Source organism: Cognatiluteimonas sedimenti (assembly GCF_022808325.1).
GTDB classification, from domain to species: Bacteria; Pseudomonadota; Gammaproteobacteria; order Xanthomonadales; family Xanthomonadaceae; genus Cognatiluteimonas; species Cognatiluteimonas sedimenti.
Genome location: NZ_JALGCL010000001.1, coordinates 1,221,481 through 1,245,395, shown reverse-complemented (window position 1 = coordinate 1,245,395; position 23,915 = coordinate 1,221,481). Strand labels below are relative to the sequence as shown.

The following is a 23,915-nucleotide window of genomic DNA, read 5'->3' as shown; positions in this document are numbered from 1 at the left end:
GCGATGAAGCTGTCGGATACCTCGATCCAGCGGCCGGTGTTCGCCACGGTGATGAGCCTGCTGCTGATCGTGCTGGGGATCATGGCGTTTTCGCGGCTGACCCTGCGCGAATTGCCGGCGATCGATCCGCCAATCGTCTCGGTCGACGTCAGCTATCCGGGCGCCTCGGCGGCGGTGGTCGAGACCCGCATCACCCAGGTGCTGGAGGATGCGCTGTCGGGCATCGAGGGGATCGAGACACTGCAGTCGCGCAGCGTCAACGGACGCTCGTCGGTGACCCTGGAGTTCACCCTCAACCGCGACATCGAGGCCGCCGCCAACGACGTGCGCGACGCCATCAGCGGCGTCGCCGACCGCCTGCCCGACGAGGCCGATCCGCCGGAAGTCGAGAAGGCCGACAGCGACTCGGACACCATCATCTGGCTCAACATGAGCTCGACCACGATGGACACGCTGGAGTTGTCGGACTACGCCGACCGCTACGTGGTGGATCGGCTGTCGAGCCTGGAGGGCGTGGCCCAGGTGCGCATCGGCGGGCGCCAGCGCTACGCGATGCGCGTGTGGCTGGACAGCGCGGCGATGGCCGCGCGCGGGATCACCCCCGCCGACGTCGAATCCGCGTTGCGTGCCGAGAACGTCGAACTGCCGGCCGGGCGCCTGGAATCGGGCAGCCGCGACTTCACCCTGCGGGTGGAGCGCAATTACCGGACCGCGGAAGATTTCTCCAGGATCCCGCTGCGCGAAGGCGCGGGCGGCTACGTGGTGCGGCTGGGCGACGTTGCCAGGGTCGAGCTCGCCTCGGCCGAGCGTCGCGCCTACTACCGCAGCAACGGCCAGCCCAACATCGGCCTGGGCATCATCAAGACCTCGACCGCGAACGCGCTCGACGTTACCCGGGCCGCGAGAGCCACCGCCGCGGAGATCCAGAAGTCGTTGCCGCAGGGCACCAACATCTTCGTCGCCTTCGACGACACCGTGTTCATCGAGGCCTCGATCGAGCGCGTGTACGCCACCCTGGCAGAGTCGATCGCGCTGGTGCTGCTGGTGATCTGGTTGTTCCTGGGCAGCTTCCGCGCGGCGATGATCCCGGCGCTGACGGTGCCGGTGTGCCTGATGGCGGCGTTCATCCCGCTGTACGCGTTCGGCTATTCGATCAACCTGCTGACGCTGCTGGCCCTGGTGCTGTCGATCGGGCTGGTGGTCGACGACGCGATCGTGGTGCTGGAGAACATCCAGCGACGGGTCGACCTCGGCGAGCCGCGCTTGCTGGCGGCGGTGCGCGGCACCCGCCAGGTCGCGTTCGCGGTGATCGCCACCACCACCGTGCTGGTGGCGGTGTTCCTGCCGGTCGGCTTCATGGAAGGCAACACCGGGCGCCTGTTCCGCGAGTTGTCGGTGGCGCTGGCCGGGGCGGTGGCGTTGTCGGCATTCGTGGCGCTGACCCTGACCCCGATGATGTCCTCGAAGCTGCTGCGCCCGCACGCGCAGGAGAAAAGCACGCGCGTGCATCGCTGGGCCAATGCCCGCCTGGCGCAGCTGGCCGATGGCTACCAACGCGCGCTGCGGGTCACCCTGGGCCGCTACTGGCTCATCGGTGGCCTGCTGCTGGCCGCGGGCGTGCTGGCATACGCGCTGTTCAAGCTGGTGCCGTCCGAGCTCGCCCCGGCCGAGGACCGCGGTGCGTTCTTCGTCTCGATCGTGGGGCCCGAGGGCGCCGGCTTCGACTACACCGTCAAGCAGGTGCAGCAGGTCGAGAAGATCTTCGCCAGCAGGGTCGGCGGCGACGGCCCGATCCGCCGCTACAACACCCGCGCGCCCGGCGGCTTCGGCGCCAGCGAGGAGATGCACACCGGCAACGTGATCGTGTTCCTGGAGGACTGGGACAAGCGCGATCAGTCGACCGCGCAGGTCGCCGAGTCGCTGCGCAAGGACCTCGACGGCCTCACCGGCGTGCGCGCGCAACCGCGGGTGGGCGGCGGGCTGGTCGGCAGCCGCGGACAGCCGGTGCAGATCGTGCTGGGCGGGCCGGAGTACGCCGAGATCGCGCGCTGGCGCGACATCGTGATGCAGAAGATGGAAGCCAACCCCGGCTTCTTCTCGGTCGATTCGGACTACAAGGAAACGCGCCCGCAGATGCGCGTGCGCATCGACCGCCAGCGTGCGTCCGACATCGGCGTCAGCGTGTCCGACATCGGTCGCGCGCTGGAGACGATGATGGGCGGGCGCCAGGTCACCACCTTCGTGCAGGACGGCGAGGAGTACGACGTCATCGTCCAGGCCGGGCGCGAAGGCCGCGCCGCGCCGGCCGACCTGCAGGCGGTGCAGGTGCGCGCGCGCAATGGCGAGCTGGTGCCGCTCTCCAACCTGGTCACGCTCGAAGAGCTGGCCGAGGCCGGCAGCCTCAACCGCTTCAACCGCCTGCGCGCGATCACCATCAGCGCCGGCCTGGCCCCCGGCTACACCATGGGCGAGGCGCTCGCCTTCCTCGATGGCGTGGTTGCCGCGGACCTGCCCGAGTACGCCCAGGTCGACTGGAAGGGCGAATCGCGCGAGTACCAGAAAGCCGGCGGCGCTGTGCTGCTGACCTTCACCCTGGCGCTGCTGGTGGTGTACCTGGTGCTGGCGGCGCAGTTCGAGAGCTTCATCCATCCGCTGGTGATCATGCTGACCGTGCCGCTGGGCGTGCTCGGCGCGCTGGTCGGGCTGTGGGTCACCAGTGGCACCCTCAACCTGTTCTCGCAGATCGGCATCGTGATGCTGGTGGGGCTGGCGGCCAAGAACGGGATCCTGATCGTCGAGTTCGCCAACCAGCTGCGCGATGCCGGGCGCGGCGTGCGCGAGGCGATCGTCGAATCGGCCGGGGTCAGGCTGCGACCGATCCTGATGACCTCGATCGCGACCATGGTCGGCGCCATTCCGCTGGTCGCCGCGGGCGGGCCGGGTTCCGCCAGCCGCGCGACCATCGGCGTGGTGGTGATCTTCGGCGTCGGCTTCTCGACCCTGCTGTCGCTGTTCGTGGTGCCCGCGTTCTATGCGCTGCTGGCGCCCTACACGCATTCGCCCAAGGCGATCGAGGCCCGGGTGCGCGAACTGGATGCAAGCATCCGGCCGGTCGAGGACGAGGCGTGAGCGGGGAGCTGCGCCTGCACGGGCTCAATGCGGTGCGCGCGGTGTTCGCGCGGCGGCCCCAGGCGATCCGCAAGCTGTACCTGGCAGAAGCACGGATTCCGCAGCTGCAGCCAGTGCTGAAGTGGTGCGTGGCCAACCGGATCGGCTACCGGGTCGTCGCGGAGGACGACCTGCGCAAGCTCGCCGCGAGCAGCCACCACGAAGGCGTTGTCGCCGACGTGCTGCGCGAGGAACCGCAACCGCTGGCGCACTGGCTGCGCGCGCTGGGCGACGGCCCGCACTGCGCGTTGTGGCTCGACGGCGTCGGCAACCCGCACAACCTGGGCGCAATCCTGCGTTGCGCCGCGCATTTCGGCGCGTCCGCGGTGCTGCTTCCCAAAACCTCGACGCTGGCGCTGTCGGCCGCCGCCGCGCGGGTCGCCGAGGGCGGTGCAGAGGCCGTCGCGTTCGTGCGCATGGGGCGCGACGACAACGCGATGGCGCAGTTGCGCAGCGCCGGATTCGCATTGGCCGCCACGGTGGTCCGCGGCGGCGCGGACCTGTTCGCGACGCCATTGCCGCGGCGCTTGGTCTACGTGCTCGGCGCCGAAGGCGAGGGCATGGACGCGGGCCTGGCCGCGGCCTGCGACCTGCGCCTCTCGATTCCCGGCAGCGGGGCGGTCGAAAGCCTCAATGTCGCCGCCGCGACCGCCGTCCTGCTGGCCGCGTGGGCGCGGCCCTGACGGAGTGCCTCAGCGGCCGAGGCCGCGGCGCCGCGACCCGGCCTGCTCGGGGGAACTGCCGAAGCCGCCGTCCGCCTGCGCCGCGAGGTAGGTGAACACCGCGTAGGCGGCGACGTTCTGCGCCAGCGCCTGCGGATCGATCTTGTCGAGGGTGTCGTCGGCGGTGTGGTGCAGGTCGAAGTATTCGCTGCCATCGTGGCCGAGCCAGCCCCAGGCCGCGCCCGCGCCCGCGAACGGACCGACATCCGACTCCGGGCTGCCCTGGCCCGGCGTCCATTCGATCCCAAGCGGCTTCAACGCGGCCGCGATCTTCGCGACCGCATCCCTGGCGTCGTCGGCGATGTTTCCTGCGTCGAAGGCGTAGATGCGGCCGGCGCCGAAATCGCTTTCCGAGACGATCGCGTGCCGGGCCAGCTCGGCTCCATGCGCTTCGGCGTAGGCGAAGCCCCCGTGCAAGCCCTGTTCCTCGTTGGCGAAAGCGACCACGCGGATCGTGCGCGCCGGGTGCCGGGGGAGGTCGCCGATCAGCTTGGCCGCGGCCATCGAGATGCCGATGCCGGCGGCGTCGTCGATCGCGCCGGTGCCTGCATCCCAGGAATCCAGGTGCCCGCCGATCAATACGATCTCGTCCGGGCGGCTGCTGCCGGTGATCTCGCCGATCACGTTCTGCGAGGTGTATTCGCCGTTCCAGCCGCAGTCCAGCGCGACCCGGACCCGGGTCGACGGGTCCAGCGCCAGCAGTCGCGCCAGCTGGTCGGCATCGGGATTGCTCAGCGCCGCCGACGGAATCGGTGCCAGGCCTTCGTCGAAACGGGTGATGCCGGTATGGGCGACGCGATGGTTGTCGGTGCCGGCCGAACGCATCAGGTACGCGGCCGCCCCGGCGCGGATCGCGGCCGACGGGCCGGCGCCGCGCACGCGCGAACCCATGCCGTAGCCGTGCCCGTCCTGTGCGCGCGCCATGCGGTAGTCGATGAAGGCGATCTTGCCGTCGAGCGATCCGGGGGCGGCCTTCGCGAGCGAATCCAGGTTGGCGAAACGCACCACCTGGCCCTCGACCGTGCCGGCGGGGCTGCCGCCCAGGGCCGTCAGCACCAGCGCTTGCGAGTGCGGGCCCAGTACCTGCGCATGCTCACTGCGACGCTCCCATTTCGGGAAGGTCACCGGCTCGGTCCAGACCTTGTCGAAACCCAGCTGCTCGAACTTCGCCTTCGCCCAGGCCACCGCGCGCGCATCGGCTTCGCTGCCGGCCAGGCGCGGGCCGACCTCGGTGGTCAGCGATTCGGTGACTTTCCAGCCGGTGTCGTCCTTGAGCGCGGTTTCGCGCAACTGCGCGGCCGTCGCCAGCGCGGCGTCTGAAATCTGCGTGGGTTGCGCGGCGGCTGCAGGCAGGGCGATGGCGAGGGCAAGCAGCAACGGCGCAAGACGCATGGCGGACTCCGCTTCGGCAAAGGGGCACATCGGGAAACACGAAGCCGCGAGCTTAGCAGCCCGCGGCTTCGCGGCTTGTGCCTCTAGTCACGCCCCGCCGCGCATCAGCGCCTCAGCGAATCGCGGATCTCGCGCAGCAGCAGCACGTCTTCCGGCGGTGCGGCGAGCACCTCGGCGGTCGGCGTGCGCATGCGGTTGTAGGCCTTGACCACCAGGAAGATCACGAAGGCGATGATCAGGAAGTCGATCAGCGTCTGGATGAACGCACCGTACGCGATCGCCACTTCGGCGACCTTGGCACCGGCGGCATCCACCGTTTCCGGTCGCAACACGTATTTCCAGTCGCTGACGCTGACACCGCCCAAGGCCACGCCCACGATCGGCATCACGATGCCGTCGACCAGTGCGGTAACGATCTTGCCGAACGCCGCGCCGATCACGACGCCCACCGCCAGGTCGAGCACGTTGCCCCTGGCGATGAATTCCTTGAACTCGCTGACCATGCCCATCGTAGCCTCCAGGTACGCCGCGGCCCCCCGCGCGGCCAGCCTACAACGGCAGCGACGGCGGCGCGATGCGGCCGCGGAACTCGACCACGCCATCCAGGGCGGCGCGGAAGGTATCCCCGGGCTGCAGCGGACCGACGCCCGCCGGCGTACCCATGAACACCAGGTCGCCGGCACGCAACGCGTACAACTTCGAGAGCTCGTGCAGGATTTCCGCAACGTCCCAGACCAGGTCCGACAACGCGCCGTGCTGGCGCAGGCTGCCGTTGACCTGGAGGCTGAGCGTGCGCGTGGACAGGTCGCCGACCTCCGCCGCCGGGACGATCGCGCTGATCAGCGCGGAGGCATCGAAGGCCTTGCCGATGTCCCATGGCAGGCCCTGGGCCTTGGCCTGCGCCTGCAGGTCGCGGCGGGTCAGGTCCAGGCCGACGGCGTAGCCGAAGACCAGCGCCGGCGCATCGGCGGTGGCGAGTTCCCCGGGGGGCGCATCGCGGCCCAGCGCGACCACCAGTTCCACTTCATGGTGCAGTTCGCGGGTGCCGCGCGGATAGGGCACGACGCCGTCGCCGACGATCGCGTCCACTGGCTTGAGGAAGAACACCGGGCGGCCGCGCCCCGACTGCGCGGCCGGCGCCGGCGCTCCCATTTCGCGCGCATGCTCGGCGAAGTTGCGGCCGACGCAATAGATGCGATGGACCGGGAAAGTTCCGGCGTCCCGGTCGTCGCCGCGCACGGCCACCCGCGCAGTCGGCGCCGCCGCGATGACATCGCTCATGCCTGGGGCAGGGCCGGCTTGCCGAGTACCCGGAATTCGCCGTCGACCACGCGTGCTTGCTGCCGCGCCAGCGGCTTGCCACGCTGCTTCCACAACCGGTACAGCAGGCCCGCGGCCAGCATCGCCACGCCGATGAAGACACTGAAGAACACCAGCACCAGCAACACCCCGAGCCCGAGCAGGCCCAGCAGCACGCGCAGCAGCGGATGTCGCGGCTTGCGCGGCGCCATGCCGGCACGGAACGTGGCGCGGCCAGCGCGGAAACGGTCGAATCGGAAGTGGAATGCGGACATCTGTTCTTCGCTGTCGTGACACAATCGGCACGATGGCCGGGACGGCCAGTATCGGGCGGAGCGCAGTTGCGTTTGTGAGAACTTCGTTAAACAACGACGGCGAAAGCACGCTGCTGGCGCGCCTGGAGCAGATCGAGGACGGCGGCTTCGCCGAGGCCGAAGCCCGTTTCGATGGCACTCCGGAATCCGTGATCCTGCATCGCGACGGCGCCGCCGTGCGCGCGTGGCTCAACGTTTGCCCGCATGCCGGCAGGCGCCTGGACTGGGCCCCGGGCAAGTTCCTGAAGTCGAAAGACGGGTTGCTGGTGTGCGCCGTGCACGGGGCCAGTTTCGAGTTGCAGCGCGGTCAGTGCGTGGCCGGGCCGTGTCGCGGCGACTGCCTGCGCGCGGTGCCGGTCGAGGTGCACGACGGCGCGGTCGTGCTGGCAGGCCAAGCCCCCGCAACCTAGGATCGCCGACTGCAGGCCCGCACGCGGCCGCTGCGACGCACGGCCCGGCAAATGCCTCGACCGCGTGCGCGCCTTCAGAACATCAGGTTGACCGCCACCACCACGATCGCGGTGTAGACCAGCGTCAGCGGCCCGCCCACGCGCCACATGTCGCCCGGGGTATAGCCGGCGGGCCCGGTGATCATCGAGATCGACGGATTGGACGCGGTGATGAAGTTGTTGGACGCCGACAACGCCACGATCAGCGCGAACCCGGTCGGGTCGCCGCCCACCGCCAGCGCCAGGTTGATTGCCAGCGGCACCATCACGATGGTCGCGCCGACATGGCTGATCACCAGCGAGAACGCGGTCGTCAGCAGGCCCAGCACCAGTTCGATCAGCCAGACCGGCAAGCCGTGCGGCAGGCGCTCGATGCTGTGCCCGGCGACCCAGGCCGCGGTGCCGCTGCTGTCCATCGCCCAGCCCAATGGAATGAGGCAGGCCATCAGGAACACCGTCTTCCAGCTGATCGCGGCGTACGCCTCGTCCATCTTCAGCACGCCCGTGACCAGCATGCCGGCGACGCCGGTCATCAGCGCGATCGAGGTCGGGATCCGCGAGGACAGCGCCAGCAGCATGCTGATGGCGAAGATCACCATCGCGACCTTGAACTTGTGCGGGCGTTGCTCGCCCTTCGGGTAATCGGTGACCACGACGAAGTCGCGGCTGCTGGCGGCATCGGCCAGGTCGGTCCAGATGCTGTGCAGCACCAGCATGTCGCCGGCGCGCAGCGGCATGTTGCGGATGCCTTCGTTGTGCACTTCCTTGTCGCGGTTGATCGCCAGCAGGCTGATGCCCTGCTGCTTGCGCAGGCGCAGGTCGGCCGCGCTCTTGCCGATGAACTTCGAGGTCGGCGGCACCACCGCCTCGGAGATGCCGGCGCGGCTGGGGTTGAACAGGTCGCCGAACTCGCGCAGCCTGGTCGACAGGCGCAGGAACTGGTTCTGGGCGAAATCCGCCACCTGCTGCCGCGCGCCCATCGCGCCGAGCACGCTGCCGACCCAGATGCGGGTGTCGGCCGGTGGCGCCAGCCGGGACTCGTTGCCGGTCTTGAGGGCCAGCAGCAACGGCGCGCCGTGCAGCGCCTCGGCCTCGCCCAGCGACATGCCCACCAGCGGACTGTCGGCGCTGACGGTCAGTTCGAACACTTCGCCCTCGATGCCGTAGGTGTTGGCGAAGTAGCTCTGGGTGCGCGCCGGGGTCACGCCCTTGTCGCCGTCCTCGCGCAGCAGCCTGGCGCCGAAGAAATGGAAGTACAACAGGCAGGCGGCGAGCAAGGCCAGGCCGATCGGCAGCGGCGCGAACATCTTCAACGGTTCCAGCGTCGCCACGCCCGACGGCAAGTTGGCGTTGGCCGACACCAGCAGGTCGTTGAGCAGGATCAGTGGCGAGTTGCCGACCATGGTCAGCCCGCCGCCCATGATGATCGCCGCCGACATCGGCATCAGCAGCCGCGACAGGCTGAGGCCGGTGCGTGCGGTCAGGCGCGAGGCGATCGGCAGGTACAGCGCGGTCACCGAGGTGTTCTGCATGATCGAGGAGTTCAGGCCGGCGACCGCCGAGGTGAACAGCAGCAGCCGTTCCTCGACCCCGCGCGCGCGCCGCAGTAGCCAGCCGGCGAGGCGGTTGAGCGCGCCGGTGCGGTCAAGGCCGGCGCCCAGCACCATCGTGGCGATGACGTTGATCACCGCGTCGGAGGAAAAGCCGCTGAAGATGTCCTCCGGCGCGACCAGCCCGGTCAGGCCCAGCAGCACCAGCACCACCAGCGCCACCACGTCGGCGCGGATCCGCTCGAACACGAACATCAGCATGGTGAAGCCCACCAGCCCGAGCACGAGCTGCATGTCGGTGGTGAGCGTCAGCGCGGTGTCCATCAGCAGGGCGACTGCTGGTGCGGGTTGCGGGGAGCGCAGCGGCCGGGCACGGGGCGCCGACCGGGTTCGGGGTTCGGCAGGGCCTGGTGCGTGATGCCTTGGCGTTTGCGAATCACGGAATCACCAGTCACGTCCTGTCGTAGACCAGGTCCCAGACGCCGTGCCCGAGCTTCCGGCCGCGGTCCTCGAAATGAGTCTGCGGCCGCCAGTCGGGGCGCGGTACGTGGCCCCGTGGTCCGGCGCGGTTGCGCAGGCCCGGCGTGGCATCGAGCACGTCCCACATCTGCTCGGCATAGTCGTGCCAATCGGTGGCGAGGTGCAAGCGGCCGTCGGGCGCGAGCTTGCGGACCAGCAGCGCGGCGAACTCCGGCTGCAGCAGGCGGCGCTTGTTGTGGCGCTTCTTGTGCCAGGGATCGGGGAAGTAGATGCGGATCTCGTCGAGCGCGCCGTCGGCGACCTCGTGCTGCAGCACTTCGACCGCATCATGGTGGTACACGCGGACATGCGTGCTGCCGTCGATCGCGAGTGCATTGAGCAGGCGGCCGACGCCGGGGGCGTGGACCTCGACTCCGAGCAGGTCGCGTCCGGGGTCGCGGCCAGCGGCGAAGCGCAACGCCTCGCCGTTGCCGAAGCCGATCTCGAGCACCCGCCGCGCCTTGCGGCCGAAGACCGCGTCGAAGTCGCGCGGCTGCCCGGTGTAATCCAGTCCGTAACGCGGCCACAGTTCGTCGAAGGCGCGCTGCTGCGCGGGCGTGAAGCGGCCTTGCCGCAACACGAAGCTGCGCACCTTGCGGCGGCCTTCTTCGACGGTGAAGGGCTTGGGCGGGGCCTTGGCGCCGTCGCTGGAAAACGGATCGGTCATCTCACCGGGCGTCCCGGGCGAGGCCACGCAGTGGCGAAGCCGCAAGCCCTTGCGACTGCCTCGAGTTCTTCGACTCCGGCCGTGCGGCGCATCCCCCAGGGCGAACGCGACCGCTCGCGCGTGCGCCCGTCACCCGATCAGCCCGTCGACCGGCGAAGAGGCACTGGCGTGGCGCTTGCGCGGGATGCGGCCGGCCCGGAACGCGGCGCGCCCGGCGGCGACCGCGAGCTGCATTGCGCGTGCCATCAGCACCGGATCCTTCGCGCCGGCGATCGCGGTGTTCATCAGTACCCCATCGCAGCCCAGTTCCATCGCGATCGCGGCGTCCGACGCGGTGCCGACGCCGGCGTCGACGATGATCGGCACCTTCGCGTTCTCGACGATCTCCAGCAGGTTGTAGCGGTTCTGGACGCCCAGGCCGGAGCCGATGGGCGCGGCCAGCGGCATCACCGCAACGCAGCCGATCTGTTCCAGGCGCTTGCACAGGATCGGGTCGTCGGAGGTGTAGACCATCACCTGGAAACCTTCGCGAACCAGGGTTTCGGCGGCGGCCAGGGTCTGCACCACGTCGGGGAAGAGGGTGCGCTGGTCGCCCAGCACCTCCAGCTTGACCAGGCTGTGGCCGTCGAGCAATTCCCGCGCCAGCCGGCAGGTGCGCACGGCATCGTCCGCGCTGTAGCAGCCGGCGGTGTTGGGCAGGATCGTGTAGCGGTCCGGCGGCAGCACGTCGAGCAGGTTCGGCTCGCCGGGGTTCTGGCCGATGTTGCTGCGACGGATCGCGACGGTGACGATCTGGCTGCCGGCGGCATCGGTGGCGCGGGCGGTTTCGTCGAGGTCGCGGAACTTGCCGGTGCCGGTCAACAGGCGCGAGCGGTAGGGCTTGCCGGCGATGAACAGGCTGTCGTCGTCGGCGGGAAGTGCGGGGTCGTGGGGCATGGACGAATGTTACCAGCGCCGTCGGTCGGCCATGGACGGCCGATGGTCAGCCAGGTGCCGGAATGTGCGGATCCGTGGCCGCCGCTCGTTCCCCGGTGCGTGTAGCGCAATGAGTGGGCGATCCGGTCAGGCGGCACCCCTGACCCCGGACCGGTCGTCGGCTCGCGCGCGGTGCCATCGCGCGGTACGCCAAACGCACAACCGGCGCAAGCCGGCGTCGCAAAGCCCATGGGTCCCGGCGATCACCCCACCGCCGAGGGACAGCCGGGTTCCCATACCGCCGGTGGTCATCGCGCGGTTTTGGCCGGTCCGGCTGGACGCACCCGGATCCGAGACCTCGGCTCGGCTGGCCGGTGGATGGCATGGTCAACGACAGTCCGTCGCCCGTTGCTTGAACGGCGCCATGCTCGCACAGGGCAACTTGCCCGCCAGTACTTCCCCGCCTGCGGCGCGCGTATTCCTCGCTGCAGGCCGCATTGCGGCGTCAGCCGCCGCCGAGCGCGTGCACGATCTCGACGCGGTCCCCGTCCAGCAGCAGGCGGGTGGCGTGGGCACTGCGCGGCACGATTTCGCCATTGACCTCGACCGCGACCCTGCGATCGGCCAGGCCGGCCTCGGCAAGCAACTGCAGCACGCTGCAACCGGCGGGGAGGCGCTGCTGGGCGCCATTCAAGCGGATATCCATGCCGCCATTGTCCGGGTTATCGCCCCTTCCTGCACCCTGCTGTCCAGCCCGGGCGACCGCCGATGCCGTACTTGAGTCGCGTGTCATTTTCGTGAAACGATCCTGCCATCCGGTGGCGTATCGGCCCGGCCGGTCATCCAACATTCCCAGGAGAACACCATGGCGTCGTCCCGCAGGCCCCTCCGCTCCCTTCTTGCTGCGGCGCTCGCGCTGGCGGCGGCCCCCGTGTTCGCCCAGAGTGCTCCGTTCTCGCAGACGGTGTTCTTCGGCGACAGCCTCACCGACAGCGGTTTCTACCAGACTTTCCTGGTCGAGAACGTCGACCCGTCCGCTGCCGTGGCGGCGCGCTTCACCACCAACCCGGGCCTGGTGTGGTCGGAGTTCCTGGCCGACTTCTACGGCACCGACGCTTCGGCCGCCTGGCAGCTGACCGCCACCGGCGTGGCCCTGACCGGGGGCGACAACTTCGCCGCCGGCGGCGCCACCATCGGTCCGGAACTGGGCGCGGGCTTCCCGCCCTCGATTCCGACCCAGTTCGCGCCCTCGCTGACCGACCAGGTCAACACCTACCTGGCGCTCAACGGCGGCCAGGCGGATCCCGACGCGCTCTATACCGTGTGGGGCGGGGCCAACGACTTGTTCTTCCACCTCAACGGCGCCACCACCCAGGAGCAGTTCCTGGCCGCGGCCGGCGCCGAGGTCGGGTTGGTCGGCACGCTGACGGCGGCCGGCGCGCAGTACATCCTGGTGCCGACCATGCCCGACGTGGGCACCACCCCGTTCGGCCTGTCGTTGGGGCCCGATGGCTCAGCCGGCGTCACCGCGCTGGTCACTGCCTACAACCAGACCCTGTTCGGCGGGCTCGGTGCCGCCGGCCTGCAGGTGATCCCGCTGGATACCTACAGCCTGTTGCACGAAATCACGGCCAACCCCGGCCTGTATGGCTTCAGCAACGTCACCACGCCGGCTTGTGGCGCGGCGCCGGCGCTGGGGTGCAACCCGGCCAATTTCGTCGCACCCGACGCCGACACCAGCTTCGTCTTCGCCGACGGCGTGCATCCGACCACGACGGCACACGAAGTCCTCGCCCAGTACGCGATCTCGATCCTGGAAGCGCCCGGCCAGATGGCGGTACTGCCGCATTCCGAGGCCGTGGTCGGGCGTGCCCGTGCCGAGCGCGTCGGGGCGCAGCTGTCGCAGGCGCGCGAAGGCGAGGGCATGCGCTGGTGGGCCGACGTGCGCGGCGACTCGCAGCGCTACGGCGAAGACGTGAGCAATTACGACGGCGGCGGCCCGACCCTGACGGTGGGAGTCGACTGGGCCAGCGGCAACCTCGTCTATGGCGTCTTCGGCGGCTACGGCCGCCAAGGCATGGACTGGGGCCAGCGTCGCGGCAGCTTCGACCAGACCGACGCCAGCCTTGGCGGCTACCTGGGCTGGCAGGGCGGGCGCGCATGGGCCAATGCCCAGGCCAGTTATTCATGGCTCGGTTTCGACACCGACCGCGACGTCCAACTGGGCGCGGCCACCCGGACCCACCACGGTTCTGCCGACGGCAGCAACCTCAGCATCGGCGTCAACGGCGGCTGGACCTTCGGCGACGGCGCGTTCCGCCATGGCCCGGTGGTTTCGTTGTTGTCGCAGCAGATCGACATCGACGGCTTCGCCGAGAGCGAGCCGTCGCTGTCGACTTCGCTGGCCTACCCGGACCAGGGCGTGGATTCGCTGATCGGCAGCGCCGGCTGGCAATTCAGCTACGCGCCCGGGGAGCGCATCCATCCCTACGCGCGCGTGACCTGGGACCACGAGTTCGAGGATTCGGCCGGGCAGGCCTTCGCCATTGCCCAGTCGATCCCGGGTTCGCTGGCCTATGCGGTCCCTGGCCAGGAGTTCGACCGCGACTACGGCACCCTGTTGCTGGGCGCGCGCACGCAGTTGCTGGGGCTCGACGCGAACGTCGGCGCCAGCGCCACCTTCGCCCAGGAAGGCGGCAACGACGCCAGCGTGTTCATGACCATCGGCAGTCGTTTCTGATGCGGCACCGCGCGGCGGCCCCCGCCGCGCATTGCCATGCCCGGCGCGGGGGGCATAGACTTCGCCGCCTGCGGGTGTAGCTCAATGGTAGAGCTGTAGCTTCCCAAGCTACTGACGAGGGTTCGATTCCCTTCACCCGCTCCACCATGCAACGGCGGTGTCATCCACGCGATGGCGCCGCCGATTTTCTTTCCTCCGCGCAAGGCAGCGTCGATGATCGTGCTCGGCTGGCGGGAATGGCTGGCGTTGCCCGACCTGGGCGTAGCGCGCGTGCGCGCCAAGGTCGACAGCGGCGCGCGTACCTCGGCGCTGCACGTGGACGAGCAATGGCGTTTCGTCGAGCGCGGGGCGCCCTGGGTCGGGTTCCGGTTCACGCCCGGGCGTACCCGCCGCGTGGCCATCGAGGCCAGCGCACCGGTGCTGGACGAGCGCGAAGTGACCGACTCCGGCGGGCACTGCAACCATCGCGTCTTCCTGCGCACGCACCTGCGCCTGGCCGGGCAGGAACGCGAGATTGAAATCAACCTGACCGATCGCCGCGGCATGCTGTTCCCGATGCTGCTTGGCCGCAGCGCGATGGACGGTGCGTTCATGGTCGATCCGGCACGCTCCTTCCTCCACGGGCGCCCGCCCTCGACCCTCGAGCCCCGCCCATGAAGCTCGCCATCCTCTCGCGCAACAGCAAGCTGTATTCGACCCGGCGCCTGGTCGAGGCAGCGCGCGAGCGCCACCACAGCGTGCGCGTGCTGGACCCGCTGCGCTGCTACCTGCGCATCAGCGCGGACGGCTTCGGGATGCACTACAAGGGGCGCCCGATCGCCGGCTATGGCGCGGTGATCCCGCGCATCGGCGCCTCGATCACCCGTTACGGCACCGCGGTGCTGCGCCAGTTCGAGCTGATGGGCAGCCATGCACCCAACCCGTCCGATGCGATCGCGCGCGCGCGCGACAAGCTGCGGTGCCACCAGTTGCTGGCGGCGCAGGGCATCGGCCTGCCGATCACGGTCTTCGGCGACAACCCCGACGACACCGCCGACCTGCTGTCGATGCTCGGCCCGCCGCCGCACGTGATCAAGCTCAATGAAGGCACCCAGGGCGCCGGGGTGATGCTGACCGAGAAACCTTCGGCTTCCCGCAGCGTGATCGAGGCGCTGCGCGGCCTGTACGCCAACTTCCTGGTCCAGGAGTTCATCGCCGAGGCGCGTGGCGCCGACCTGCGCTGCTTCGTGGTCGGTGACCAGGTGGTGGCGACCATGCGGCGACAGGCGCCCAAGGGCGACTTCCGTTCCAACCTGCACCGCGGCGGCACTGCCCGGGCGGTGCGTGCCTCCGTGGCCGAACAGGCGACCGCCGTGCGTGCGGCGGCAGTGCTGGGGCTGGGCATCGCCGGCGTCGACCTGATCCGGTCCCGTCGCGGCCCGCTGGTGCTGGAGGTGAACGCTTCCCCTGGCCTGGAAGGGATCGAGGAAGCCACCGGGATCGACATCGCCGGCCGCATCATCGATTTCGTCGTGGCCGGGCACCAGCCGATCCCGGTCCGCCGTCGCTCAGCAGCGTGAGACTGCACCGGTTCCGGAGGTTTTAACGGAAATTTAATACCGGCTTTAACGGCTGTTTAATCGATTCCCGCGTAGCCTAGGCGGGACCGAAGTTCTGCTTTCTCCAGATCGACACACCTCGTCAGGTGCCGCTCCTTGGGCGTCGCAGATCACGGTAATCGGGGCTCGTTTGGCCCAGGCGCGGTGCTCCCGCGCCTGGGCCTTTGTTTTCCCCGGGCGCATGCGGGATTCACGCGGCCGTATGCAAGAATCGCCGAAGGCTGTTCGATCCGCCGCCGCTCGCCCGAACGCGATCCGACACGCAACGCCAGCAGGCGCCCGGGGAACTGCCCGGCCACTGCCGCGTTCCAACGCCACCCAGCCACAGGATCCCCGATGCGCATCCTCGTCATCGAAGACAACACCGACATCGCCGCCAACCTCGGCGATTACCTCGAGGATCGCGGGCACACCGTCGATTTCGCCGCCGACGGCGTCACCGGCCTGCACCTGGCGGTGGTGCACGACTTCGACGCGGTCGTGCTCGACCTCAGCCTGCCCGGCATGGACGGCCTGGAGGTCTGCCGCAAGCTGCGCAACGAGGCACGCAAGCAGACCCCGGTACTGATGCTGACCGCGCGCGATTCGCTGGACAACAAGCTGGCCGGGTTCGATTCCGGCGCCGACGACTACCTGATCAAGCCGTTCGCCCTGCAGGAGGTGGAAGTGCGGCTCAACGCGCTTGCCCGCCGCGGCAAGGGAGTGCAGACGCGGGTGCTCGAGGTCGCCGACCTGGAATACAACCTCGATACCCTGGAAGTGCGGCGCGAGGGCAAGCTGCTGCAGCTCAATCCGACCGCGCTGAAGATCCTGCAGGCGCTGATGGAAGCCTCGCCGGCGGTGGTCACGCGGCAGGAACTGGAAACCCGCGTCTGGGGCGAGGAGCTGCCGGATTCGGATTCGCTGCGCGTGCACATCCACGGCCTGCGCGCGGTGGTCGACAAGCCATTCCCGACGCAGCTGATCCAGACCCGCCACGGCATCGGCTACCGGATCGCCGCACCCGATGCCGCCAGCTGAAGACGTGGCCCCCGGGCAGGCGGCGCCGTCAGGCGGGGCGCCTGCTCGCAGGAAGCCCACCCGCTACCGGCGGCGCCTTCGCAGCCGCATCATCCTCTCGTTCCTGCTGCTGGGCTTCGGCCTGACGCTGCTGCTCGCCTTCGCCACCAACTGGGCGCGAAACCGCGTCGAGAACCAGCTGGTCGAAGACGTGATGAACAAGAACATCGACGAGTACGCGCGCCGTTTCTACACCGATCCGGCCAAGAATCCGGACCTGCCGGTGCAGCAGATGCTGGCGCGCGTGGTCAGGCGGCCCAACTTCGAGGCGCTGCGCGCCGAGCAGCCGGACTGGTACGAGTTCGACGACGGCATCCACAACGTCACCGGAGTCGACCCCGACGGCAGCGCGTTCTCTTACAAGCTGGCGGTCCGCAAGACGCCGGATGTCTGGTTTTTCCTGGCCTACGACATGAGCCAGTCGATGCGCGGCGAACGCCAGTTCAACAGCGCGCTGATCGGCGTGGTGGCTGTATTCACGCTGTTGTCGCTGCTGGTGGGCTGGTGGGCGGCGTCGCGGGTGATGAGCCCGGTGTCGGAGCTGGCGCAACGGCTGCGCCGTTCGGGGCGCAGCGCGCAGCCGGAGGCGCTGGCGCCTTACTTTGCCGAGGACGAGGTCGGCGAACTGGCCAAGGCACTCGACGACTACTCGGGACGCCTGACCGAAGTGGTGAAGCGCGACCGCGAGTTCAATGCCGACGTCAGCCACGAGCTGCGCACGCCGCTGGCGGTGATCAAGGGGGCGATCGAGCTGCTGCTGTCGAAGCCGGACCTGGACGACAAGACCCGGGCGCGCTTGCAGCGCATCCAGCGCGCGGAACAGCAGTGCACCGACCTGATCAGCGCGTTGCTGCTGCTGTCGCGCAACGAGCGCGGCCATGGGGCCGCCGATGTCGCGCGCATCGCGGAGCAACTGCTCGATGCGCATCGCGCCCAGCTCGGGGGCAAGCCGCTGGAATTGCGCCTGGAAGGCGAGCGCGGGCTGGTCGTGGATGCGCCCGAGGCCGCCGTGGCCGTGGCGCTGGGCAACCTGGTGGGCAATGCGGTCAAGTACACCGCGCAGGGCGACGTGGTCGCGCGGCTGCTGCCCAATGCGGTCGAAGTGGTCGATTCGGGCCCCGGGCTGACGGCCGAGGATGCCGCGCGCCTGTTCGAGCGCGGCTACCGGGGCACCCACGCCGAGCATTCGCAGGGCGGTGGCATCGGCCTGTCGATCGTGCGCCGACTGTGCACGCTGTACGGCTGGAACGTGCGCGTCGTGCCGGGTGACCGGCAGGGCGTGGTGGCGACGCTGTCGTTCTCGCCTGATGCGGTGGAAGCGGCGGCCGAGCTGACCGCCTAGGCGGCCTGCCGCTCAGGCGTCGACCGGGTCCAGCCAGCCGTACTTGTCGGGCGTGCGGCCGTCGAACAGGCCGAAGAACAGTTCCTGCATCCTGCGGGTCACGGGCCCGGCCTTGCCCGCGCCGACCTGGCGGCCATCGACCGAGCGGATCGGCGTGATTTCCGCGGCGGTGCCGCACATGAACACCTCGTCGCACAGGTACAGGTATTCGCGCGGCAGGTCGCGCTCCACCACCGTGATGCCGGCATCGCGAGCCAGCGTCATCAAGGTGTTGCGGGTAATGCCGTTGAGCAGCGCGGCACTGACCGGCGTGGTATGCAACGCGCCGTCGAACACCAGGAACAGGTTCTCGCCGGCACCTTCGCTCAGCAGCCCTGTCGATGCCAGGGCGATGCCTTCGCCGAAGCCCAGGCGCCGCGCCTCACGCGCCACCAGTTGCCCGGACAGGTAGTTGCCGCCGGCCTTGGCGCCGGCGGGAATGGTATTGGGTGCGAACCGCTGCCAGCTCGAAACGCAGGCGTCGATGCCCTGTTCCAGTACACCGTCGCCCAGGTACGCGCCCATCTGCCAGGCAGCCACGGCGACGTCGACGGGGGTGTCGGCCGACAGCCCGAACCCGCCCAGGCCGCGCCAGGCGACCGGCCGCAGGTACGCCTTGGTCAGCGCGTTGCGGCGCAATACCTCGCGACAGGCGGCGTTGATGTCGTCCACCGTGTTGGGGATCGCCATCTCGTAGATCCTGGCCGACGCGAACAGCCGCCGCGCGTGGTCGCCCAGGCGGAAGATCACCGGGCCTGCGGGGGTGTCGTAGCTACGGATGCCCTCGAACACCGACGAGCCGTAATGCAGCGCATGCGACATGACGTGGGTGGTGGCTTCGGCCCACGGCTTGATCGTGCCGTTGTGCCAGATCCATTGCGGATACTGCATGGTCGCGGTTCCTGCCGGAAAGGCGTCATTTTGCCCCAAACGACCCGGCGGCAGGCGCCCACGGCCGTGCTACAGGCTCACCCACCAGCAACCGAACGACCGCCGCAGGCCGAGCACAGTCCGCGACGGCGTGCTGCCGTTGGCCAGCGTCTGCTCCAGGCGCAAGCCGATCGGGCGGCGGCGCACCGTCGCCTGCGGGTAGTAATCGTCCTCGTCGCCGGGGCCGGCCGGATAGACCGGGACGATATCGACCAGCGGCCGCTGCGCGATCGCGTCCAGGCGCTGCATCAGCGCATAACCGGTCCCGGTCGAGACGCCGGTCCACTGATACACGCCGGCCAGCCGGTTGACGTCGCGATCGTCGATGGCGCTGGTCAGTTCGTAGACCAGATCTTGCAGGGTGCGCGCGCAGGCATTGCGGTACGGGCGCGCGCCGAGGCCTGCGGTTGCGCTTGGAACGTGGTCGACCGCGCCGATGTCCTGGCAGCGGCGATCGGTGAACACGGTGGTGCCGTTGGTCGCAGTGCAGCGGCGCACCTGCGCCTGCGTACTGCCGGCCACGGCAAGCAGGAGGAGCGTCAGCAGCAGGGCAACCCACGAAGCGCGCGTCATCGCGGCAGACTAACGTCCGCCGCCGGTCGCGGAAAGGCCCCGCTGCGCCGAAGATGCGCCCGGATTCAGAAACTGACGAAATAGCAGCCAGCGTACTTGTGCACGTCGAAATCCACCATCGACCGCGTACCGTCGTCGCCGAGCACCAGCTGCAGCACCCCGGCATCGCCATCGCCGCCCGATGCATCGGACAGCAGCGTCGAGGCGTCGGCGTAACCGCCGGCACCGGCAAGCCCGATCTGCGCATTGAAGTACTGGCTGTCGACCACCTGGCGCCCGACCAGGTGCTGCAGGCGGTCGAGCGTGCGCTCGCCGGCCTTGCTGGACATGCCGACCCAGTGGTAGCTCTCGGCGACACGATTGACGTCGCCGAGCAGCAGCGCGCCGCGCAGGTCCATCTGCAGCTGTGTCGGGGTGCGTGCGCAGCCCGAAGCCGGCGAACGGCGTCCGCTGGAAGCGCGGGCGAGCGAGCCGGTGTCCAGCGGGATCGCTGCATCGACCGTGCCTTCCAGTCCGCCAGCGCGCGCCGACAGGGCCTCTTCATGCGCGATCCGCGTCAGCAACTCACCGGACATGGGCGTCGCTTTCGCGCCGAACGCCGCGCAGGCCTTGTCGGTATAGACCAGCGTGCCGTCCGGCGACTGGCAGCGCTGGATGCCGCTCGCGGCTTCCACCGGCGCCGGCACGGGAACGGTCGCCGCGCACAACACGGCGGCGGCAAGGGTGGTGAGCAGGGACTTGTTCATCGACGGACATCACGGGCATGCGGGGGTGCGCGCATACTCGGTGTTCGGCCGTCAACGCAACGTGCGAAAACGCTCGTGGAACTGAACCTGCGTCGAATTCAGCGCAGGTTGCGCAGCACGTTCAGCGTCGGTTTTGAAAGATTCAACGTGTAGAAGTGCAACGCCGGCGCGCCGCCGTCGACGAGGCGGTCGCACATGGCGGCGACCAGTTCGGCGGCGAACTCGCGGATCGCATCGGCATCGTCGCCGAAGGCCTGCATGCGCTTGCCGACCCAGCGCGGGATCTCGGCGCCGCACGCTTCCGAGAAACGCTTGAGTTGGGCGAAATTGGAGATCGGCATGATTCCCGGCACGATCGGGACCTCGACGCCGAGCCTGCGCACGTCGTCGACGAAGCGGAAATACGCATCGGCGTTGTAGAAGTACTGGGTGATCGCGGCATCCGCGCCGGCATCGACCTTGGCCTTGAAATGGCGCAAGTCCGCGAGCGCGTCGTCGGCCTGCGGATGTGTCTCCGGATAGCACCCGACCTCGACGTGGAAGAAGTCGCCGTGCTCGGCACGGATGAAGGCCACCAGGTCGGTGGCATGGCGCAGGTCGCCCATGCGCGCCATTCCGGACGGCAGGTCGCCGCGCAACGCAACCAGACGCCTGCAGCCCATGGCGCGATACAGCTTGAGCAGCTGCCGGATTTCCTCGCGGCTGCCGCCCATGCAGCTCAGGTGCGGCGCCGCATCCAGCTTGTGGAGGTCGCGAAGGCGCTGGATGGTTTCGGGCGTGTACGAAAGCGTGGAGCCGCCGGCACCGAAGGTGCAGGACACGTACTCGGGCGCCAGCGCCTTCAGCCGCGCCGCGGTCCGGTCTAGCTGCGCGCGCTGCTCGTCGGTCTTGGGCGGGTAGAACTCGAAGGAAACCGGGACGCGGGCGACCATGCCTGACTCCGTTGCCGATGCAAAGCGAAGCGGGCGGCCGCAGCCGCCCGCACGCACCCTCAGTAGCGGTAGTGCTCGGGCTTGTACGGCCCCTCGACCGCGACGCCGAGGTAATCGGCCTGCGCCTTGGTCAGCGTGGTCAGCTGCACGCCGATCTTCTCCAGGTGCAGGCGCGCGACTTCCTCGTCGAGCTGCTTGGGCAGGCGGTACACGGTCTTCTCGTACTTGTCCCGGTTCGCCCACAGGTCGATCTGGGCCAGCGTCTGGTTGGAGAACGAGTTCGACATCACGAAGCTCGGATGGCCGGTGGCGCAGCCCAGGTTCACCAGGCGGCCTTCGGCGAGCAGGAAGATGCTGTTGCCACCGGGGAAGGTGTACTTGTCCACCTGCGGCTTGATGTTGGTGTGGGTGGCGCCGGAGGCGTACAGGGCATCGACCTGGATCTCGTTGTCGAAGTGGCCGATGTTGCAGACGATCGCCTGGTCCTTCATCGCCTGCATGTGGGCGAGCGTGAGCACGTCCTTGTTGCCGGTGGTGGTGACGTAGATGTCGCCGCGCCCGAGCGTGCTTTCGACGGTGTTGACCTCGAAGCCCTCCATCGCCGCCTGCAGTGCGCAGATCGGGTCGATCTCGGTGACCACCACGCGCGCGCCGTAGGCGCGCAGCGAGTGCGCCGAGCCCTTGCCGACGTCGCCATAGCCGCAGACCACCGCGACCTTGCCCGCCAGCATCACGTCCATCGCGCGCTTGAGGCCGTCGGCCAGCGACTCGCGGCAGCCATACAGGTTGTCGAACTTGGACTTGGTCACCGAATCGTTGACGTTGATCGCCGGCACCAGCAGCTTGCCCTGTTCGGCGATCTGGTAGAGGCGGTGCACGCCGGTGGTGGTTTCCTCCGACACGCCCTTCCAGTCGCGGACGACGTTGGTCCAGAAGCCGGGACGCTCCGTCGCCACGCGCTTGAGCAGCGCCTTGATCACGCCTTCCTCGTGCGAAGCGGCGGGCTCGTCGACCCACCTGGAACCCTGCTCCAGCTCGTAGCCCTTGTGGATCAGCAGGGTGACGTCGCCGCCGTCGTCGACGACCAGCTGCGGACCCTTGCCCCCGGGGAAGGTGACCGCGTCGAGGGTGCAGTCCCAGTATTCCTCCAGCGACTCGCCCTTCCAGGCGAACACCGGCGTGCCGCTCGCGGCGATCGCCGCCGCGGCGTGGTCCTGGGTGGAGAAGATGTTGCACGAAGCCCAGCGCACGTCGGCGCCGATGTCCTTCAGCGTCTCGATCAGCACCGCCGTCTGGATGGTCATGTGCAGCGAACCGGTCACGCGCACGCCCTTGAGCGGCTTGCTGCCGGCGTGCTTCTTGCGGATCGACATCAGGCCCGGCATCTCGTGCTCGGCGATGTCGATTTCCTTGCGCCCCCAGTCGGCCAGCGAGATGTCGGCGACCTTGTAGTCGCCTTCGGTCGAGAAGGTCTTGGCGACAGCGTTCATGTGTGTTGCTCCGTTGTTGGAAGTCCGCATGCGCTGTTGGCAGGGACTCGCATTAACGGGCGCCGTTGTTGCGTTTGCCGTCCATCGAGCCTGTTCCCTTGCGCCTTGCGCCGGGCTTGCAGCGCCCCTCGATGGAGGAGGGCGCGGCCGTCGCTCGACGTCCGCGCCTGTCTTGCGCATCGCGCCGGGTGGTTCCCGGCGCGATGCTGGTCCCTACTTCAGCTTCGCGGCCTTGCGCAGTTCCTCGGCCTTGTCGGTCTGCTCCCACGAGAATGCGGTCGCCTTCTGCTTCTTGCCCGCGCCGTCGACGTACTCGACCACTTCCGGCTTGCGGCCGAAGTGGCCATAGGAAGCGGTGCGCTGGTACATCGGGTGGATCAGGTCGAGCATCCGCAGGATCCCGTACGGGCGCAGGTCGAAGTGCGCGCGGATCAGCTTCTCGATCTGCGCATCGGAGACCTTGCCGGTGCCGAACGTGGTGACCGAGATCGAGGTCGGGTGGGCGACGCCGATCGCGTAGCTCACCTGCACTTCGCAACGGTCGGCCAGGCCGGCGGCAACGATGTTCCTGGCCACGTAACGCGCGGCGTAGGCCGCCGAGCGGTCGACCTTGGACGGATCCTTGCCCGAGAACGCGCCGCCGCCGTGGCGGGCCCAGCCGCCGTAGGTGTCGACGATGATCTTGCGGCCGGTCAGGCCGCAATCGCCGACCGGGCCGCCGATCACGAACTTGCCGGTCGGGTTGATGTGGAACTTGGTGCCCTTGTGCAGCCACTTGGCGGGCAGCACCGGCTTGAGGATGTGCTCGCGCACCGCCTCCACCAAGTCCTTCTGCTTCACGTCGGGGTCGTGCTGGGTCGACAGCACCACCGCGTCGATGGCCACCGCCTTGCCGTCCTCGTAGCGCAGGGTGACCTGCGACTTCGCATCCGGGCGCAGCCACGGCAGCGGGGAATTCTTCTTCTTGCGCACCTTGGCCTGCTGCTCGACCAGCCGGTGCGAGAGATGGATTGCCGCCGGCATGCCGCTGTCGGTCTCGTTGGTGGCGTAGCCGAACATCAGGCCCTGGTCGCCGGCGCCCTGTTCCTCGGGCTTCTTGCGGTCGACGCCCTGGTTGATGTCGGGCGACTGCTTGCCGATCAGGTTGAGCACGCCGCAGGTGGCGCCGTCGAAACCGACTTCGCTGCTGTCGTAGCCGATGTCCAGGATCACCTTGCGGGTCAAGGCCTCGAGGTCGATCCATGCGGACGTGGTGATCTCGCCGGCGACGATCGCCACGCCGGTCTTGACCATGGTTTCGCAGGCCACGCGGGCGCGTTTGTCCTGGGCCAGGATCGCGTCGAGCACGGCGTCGGAAATCTGGTCGGCGACCTTGTCCGGATGGCCTTCGGAGACCGATTCGGAAGTGAACAGGTAGGCGGAGCTGGTCATCGTAGGCTTATATCCCTTGATGCGGATGAAAGGATGGCCG

General features: G+C 69.0%; 21 protein-coding genes, 1 tRNA gene, 1 pseudogene and 2 riboswitches. Of the genes and pseudogenes, 9 read left to right on the top strand and 14 right to left on the bottom strand.

The window, feature by feature from the left end:
• The first annotated feature begins 3 nt into the window (after positions 1-3).
• A complete protein-coding gene (locus tag MQC88_RS05935) occupies positions 4-3,129 on the top strand; it encodes an efflux RND transporter permease subunit (protein ID WP_243319899.1) in 3,126 nt (1,041 codons plus the stop codon).
• Positions 3,111-3,851 (top strand): annotated as a pseudogene (locus MQC88_RS05930) (TrmH family RNA methyltransferase); the annotation flags it as partial. The gene MQC88_RS05935 and the pseudogene MQC88_RS05930, both read left to right, overlap by 19 nt.
• Before the next feature lie 9 nt (positions 3,852-3,860).
• Here MQC88_RS05930 and MQC88_RS05925 read toward each other — a convergent pair.
• The 4 genes from MQC88_RS05925 to MQC88_RS05910 form a co-directional block, all read right to left on the bottom strand.
• Entirely contained in the window at positions 3,861-5,282 is a 1,422-nt protein-coding gene (locus MQC88_RS05925) for a M28 family peptidase (protein WP_243319897.1), read from the bottom strand.
• A 104-nt stretch (positions 5,283-5,386) separates the two neighbouring features.
• Complete coding sequence (gene mscL, locus MQC88_RS05920) at positions 5,387-5,791, bottom strand: large-conductance mechanosensitive channel protein MscL (RefSeq protein WP_243319895.1); 405 nt, start codon at positions 5,789-5,791, stop codon at positions 5,387-5,389.
• 40 nt (positions 5,792-5,831) lie between these two features.
• Positions 5,832-6,563: a fumarylacetoacetate hydrolase family protein gene (locus MQC88_RS05915; protein WP_243319893.1), complete on the bottom strand. Its 732-nt coding sequence runs from the start codon at positions 6,561-6,563 to the stop codon at positions 5,832-5,834.
• The gene (locus MQC88_RS05910) at positions 6,560-6,856 is read right to left on the bottom strand and encodes a hypothetical protein (RefSeq protein ID WP_425491557.1); all 297 of its coding nucleotides are present in this window, start codon (positions 6,854-6,856) and stop codon (positions 6,560-6,562) included. Before MQC88_RS05910 ends, MQC88_RS05915 begins: the two co-directional genes overlap by 4 nt.
• 74 nt (positions 6,857-6,930) lie before the next feature.
• Between MQC88_RS05910 and MQC88_RS05905 the strand changes: the two genes are divergently transcribed.
• The gene (locus tag MQC88_RS05905; RefSeq protein ID WP_243319891.1) at positions 6,931-7,305 is read left to right on the top strand and encodes a Rieske (2Fe-2S) protein; all 375 of its coding nucleotides are present in this window, start codon (positions 6,931-6,933) and stop codon (positions 7,303-7,305) included.
• Between the two features lie 74 nt (positions 7,306-7,379).
• Here MQC88_RS05905 and MQC88_RS05900 read toward each other — a convergent pair whose 3' ends face one another.
• The 4 genes from MQC88_RS05900 to thiS all read right to left on the bottom strand — a co-directional run bounded on the left by MQC88_RS05900 (position 7,380) and on the right by thiS (position 11,701).
• Positions 7,380-9,218: an SLC13 family permease gene (locus tag MQC88_RS05900; RefSeq protein ID WP_243319889.1), complete on the bottom strand. Its 1,839-nt coding sequence runs from the start codon at positions 9,216-9,218 to the stop codon at positions 7,380-7,382.
• A 127-nt stretch (positions 9,219-9,345) separates the two neighbouring features.
• Positions 9,346-10,080 carry a tRNA (guanosine(46)-N7)-methyltransferase TrmB gene (gene trmB / locus MQC88_RS05895; RefSeq protein WP_243319887.1) on the bottom strand — a complete coding sequence of 245 codons (735 nt, stop codon included), beginning with the start codon at positions 10,078-10,080 and terminating at the stop codon, positions 9,346-9,348.
• Between the two features lie 129 nt (positions 10,081-10,209).
• Positions 10,210-11,016, bottom strand: coding sequence for a thiazole synthase (locus MQC88_RS05890; protein WP_243319884.1), 807 nt, complete (start codon positions 11,014-11,016; stop codon positions 10,210-10,212).
• A 184-nt stretch (positions 11,017-11,200) separates the two neighbouring features.
• Positions 11,201-11,293: riboswitch (cyclic di-GMP riboswitch) on the top strand.
• Positions 11,294-11,500: 207 nt separating this feature from the next.
• The gene (gene thiS, locus MQC88_RS05885; RefSeq protein WP_243319882.1) at positions 11,501-11,701 is read right to left on the bottom strand and encodes a sulfur carrier protein ThiS; all 201 of its coding nucleotides are present in this window, start codon (positions 11,699-11,701) and stop codon (positions 11,501-11,503) included.
• A gap of 159 nt (positions 11,702-11,860) precedes the next feature.
• On the opposite strand from thiS, the gene MQC88_RS05880 reads away from it, so the two are divergent.
• The 6 genes from MQC88_RS05880 (at position 11,861) to MQC88_RS05855 (ending at position 17,734) form a co-directional block, all read left to right on the top strand.
• The gene (locus tag MQC88_RS05880) at positions 11,861-13,735 is read left to right on the top strand and encodes an autotransporter domain-containing protein (RefSeq protein ID WP_243319880.1); all 1,875 of its coding nucleotides are present in this window, start codon (positions 11,861-11,863) and stop codon (positions 13,733-13,735) included.
• A gap of 70 nt (positions 13,736-13,805) precedes the next feature.
• A tRNA-Gly gene (locus MQC88_RS05875) sits at positions 13,806-13,879 on the top strand.
• Positions 13,880-13,906: 27 nt separating this feature from the next.
• A complete protein-coding gene (locus MQC88_RS05870) occupies positions 13,907-14,392 on the top strand; it encodes an ATP-dependent zinc protease family protein (protein WP_243319878.1) in 486 nt (161 codons plus the stop codon).
• A complete protein-coding gene (gene rimK / locus MQC88_RS05865) occupies positions 14,389-15,294 on the top strand; it encodes a 30S ribosomal protein S6--L-glutamate ligase (RefSeq protein WP_243319876.1) in 906 nt (301 codons plus the stop codon). The genes MQC88_RS05870 and rimK overlap by 4 nt, the downstream gene beginning before the upstream one ends.
• Positions 15,295-15,669: 375 nt before the next feature.
• A complete protein-coding gene (locus tag MQC88_RS05860; RefSeq protein WP_243319874.1) occupies positions 15,670-16,353 on the top strand; it encodes a response regulator transcription factor in 684 nt (227 codons plus the stop codon).
• Complete coding sequence (locus MQC88_RS05855; protein WP_243319871.1) at positions 16,340-17,734, top strand: sensor histidine kinase; 1,395 nt, start codon at positions 16,340-16,342, stop codon at positions 17,732-17,734. The genes MQC88_RS05860 and MQC88_RS05855 overlap by 14 nt, the downstream gene beginning before the upstream one ends.
• Positions 17,735-17,746: 12 nt before the next feature.
• Here the strand turns inward: MQC88_RS05855 and MQC88_RS05850 are convergent, their stop codons facing one another.
• The 6 genes from MQC88_RS05850 to metK form a co-directional block, all read right to left on the bottom strand.
• Positions 17,747-18,664 carry a branched-chain amino acid transaminase gene (locus MQC88_RS05850; RefSeq protein ID WP_243319869.1) on the bottom strand — a complete coding sequence of 306 codons (918 nt, stop codon included), beginning with the start codon at positions 18,662-18,664 and terminating at the stop codon, positions 17,747-17,749.
• A 69-nt stretch (positions 18,665-18,733) separates the two neighbouring features.
• A complete protein-coding gene (locus MQC88_RS05845; RefSeq protein WP_243319867.1) occupies positions 18,734-19,276 on the bottom strand; it encodes a hypothetical protein in 543 nt (180 codons plus the stop codon).
• A 65-nt stretch (positions 19,277-19,341) separates the two neighbouring features.
• Complete coding sequence (locus MQC88_RS05840) at positions 19,342-20,022, bottom strand: hypothetical protein (RefSeq protein ID WP_243319865.1); 681 nt, start codon at positions 20,020-20,022, stop codon at positions 19,342-19,344.
• Positions 20,023-20,120: 98 nt separating this feature from the next.
• Entirely contained in the window at positions 20,121-20,954 is an 834-nt protein-coding gene (gene metF / locus MQC88_RS05835; protein WP_243319863.1) for a methylenetetrahydrofolate reductase [NAD(P)H], read from the bottom strand.
• 59 nt (positions 20,955-21,013) lie between these two features.
• Positions 21,014-22,444 carry an adenosylhomocysteinase gene (ahcY, locus tag MQC88_RS05830; RefSeq protein ID WP_243319861.1) on the bottom strand — a complete coding sequence of 477 codons (1,431 nt, stop codon included), beginning with the start codon at positions 22,442-22,444 and terminating at the stop codon, positions 21,014-21,016.
• 50 nt (positions 22,445-22,494) lie between these two features.
• Positions 22,495-22,580: riboswitch (S-adenosyl-L-homocysteine riboswitch) on the bottom strand.
• A gap of 77 nt (positions 22,581-22,657) precedes the next feature.
• A complete protein-coding gene (gene metK, locus MQC88_RS05825) occupies positions 22,658-23,875 on the bottom strand; it encodes a methionine adenosyltransferase (protein WP_243319860.1) in 1,218 nt (405 codons plus the stop codon).
• Between the last annotated feature and the right edge of the window lie 40 nt (positions 23,876-23,915).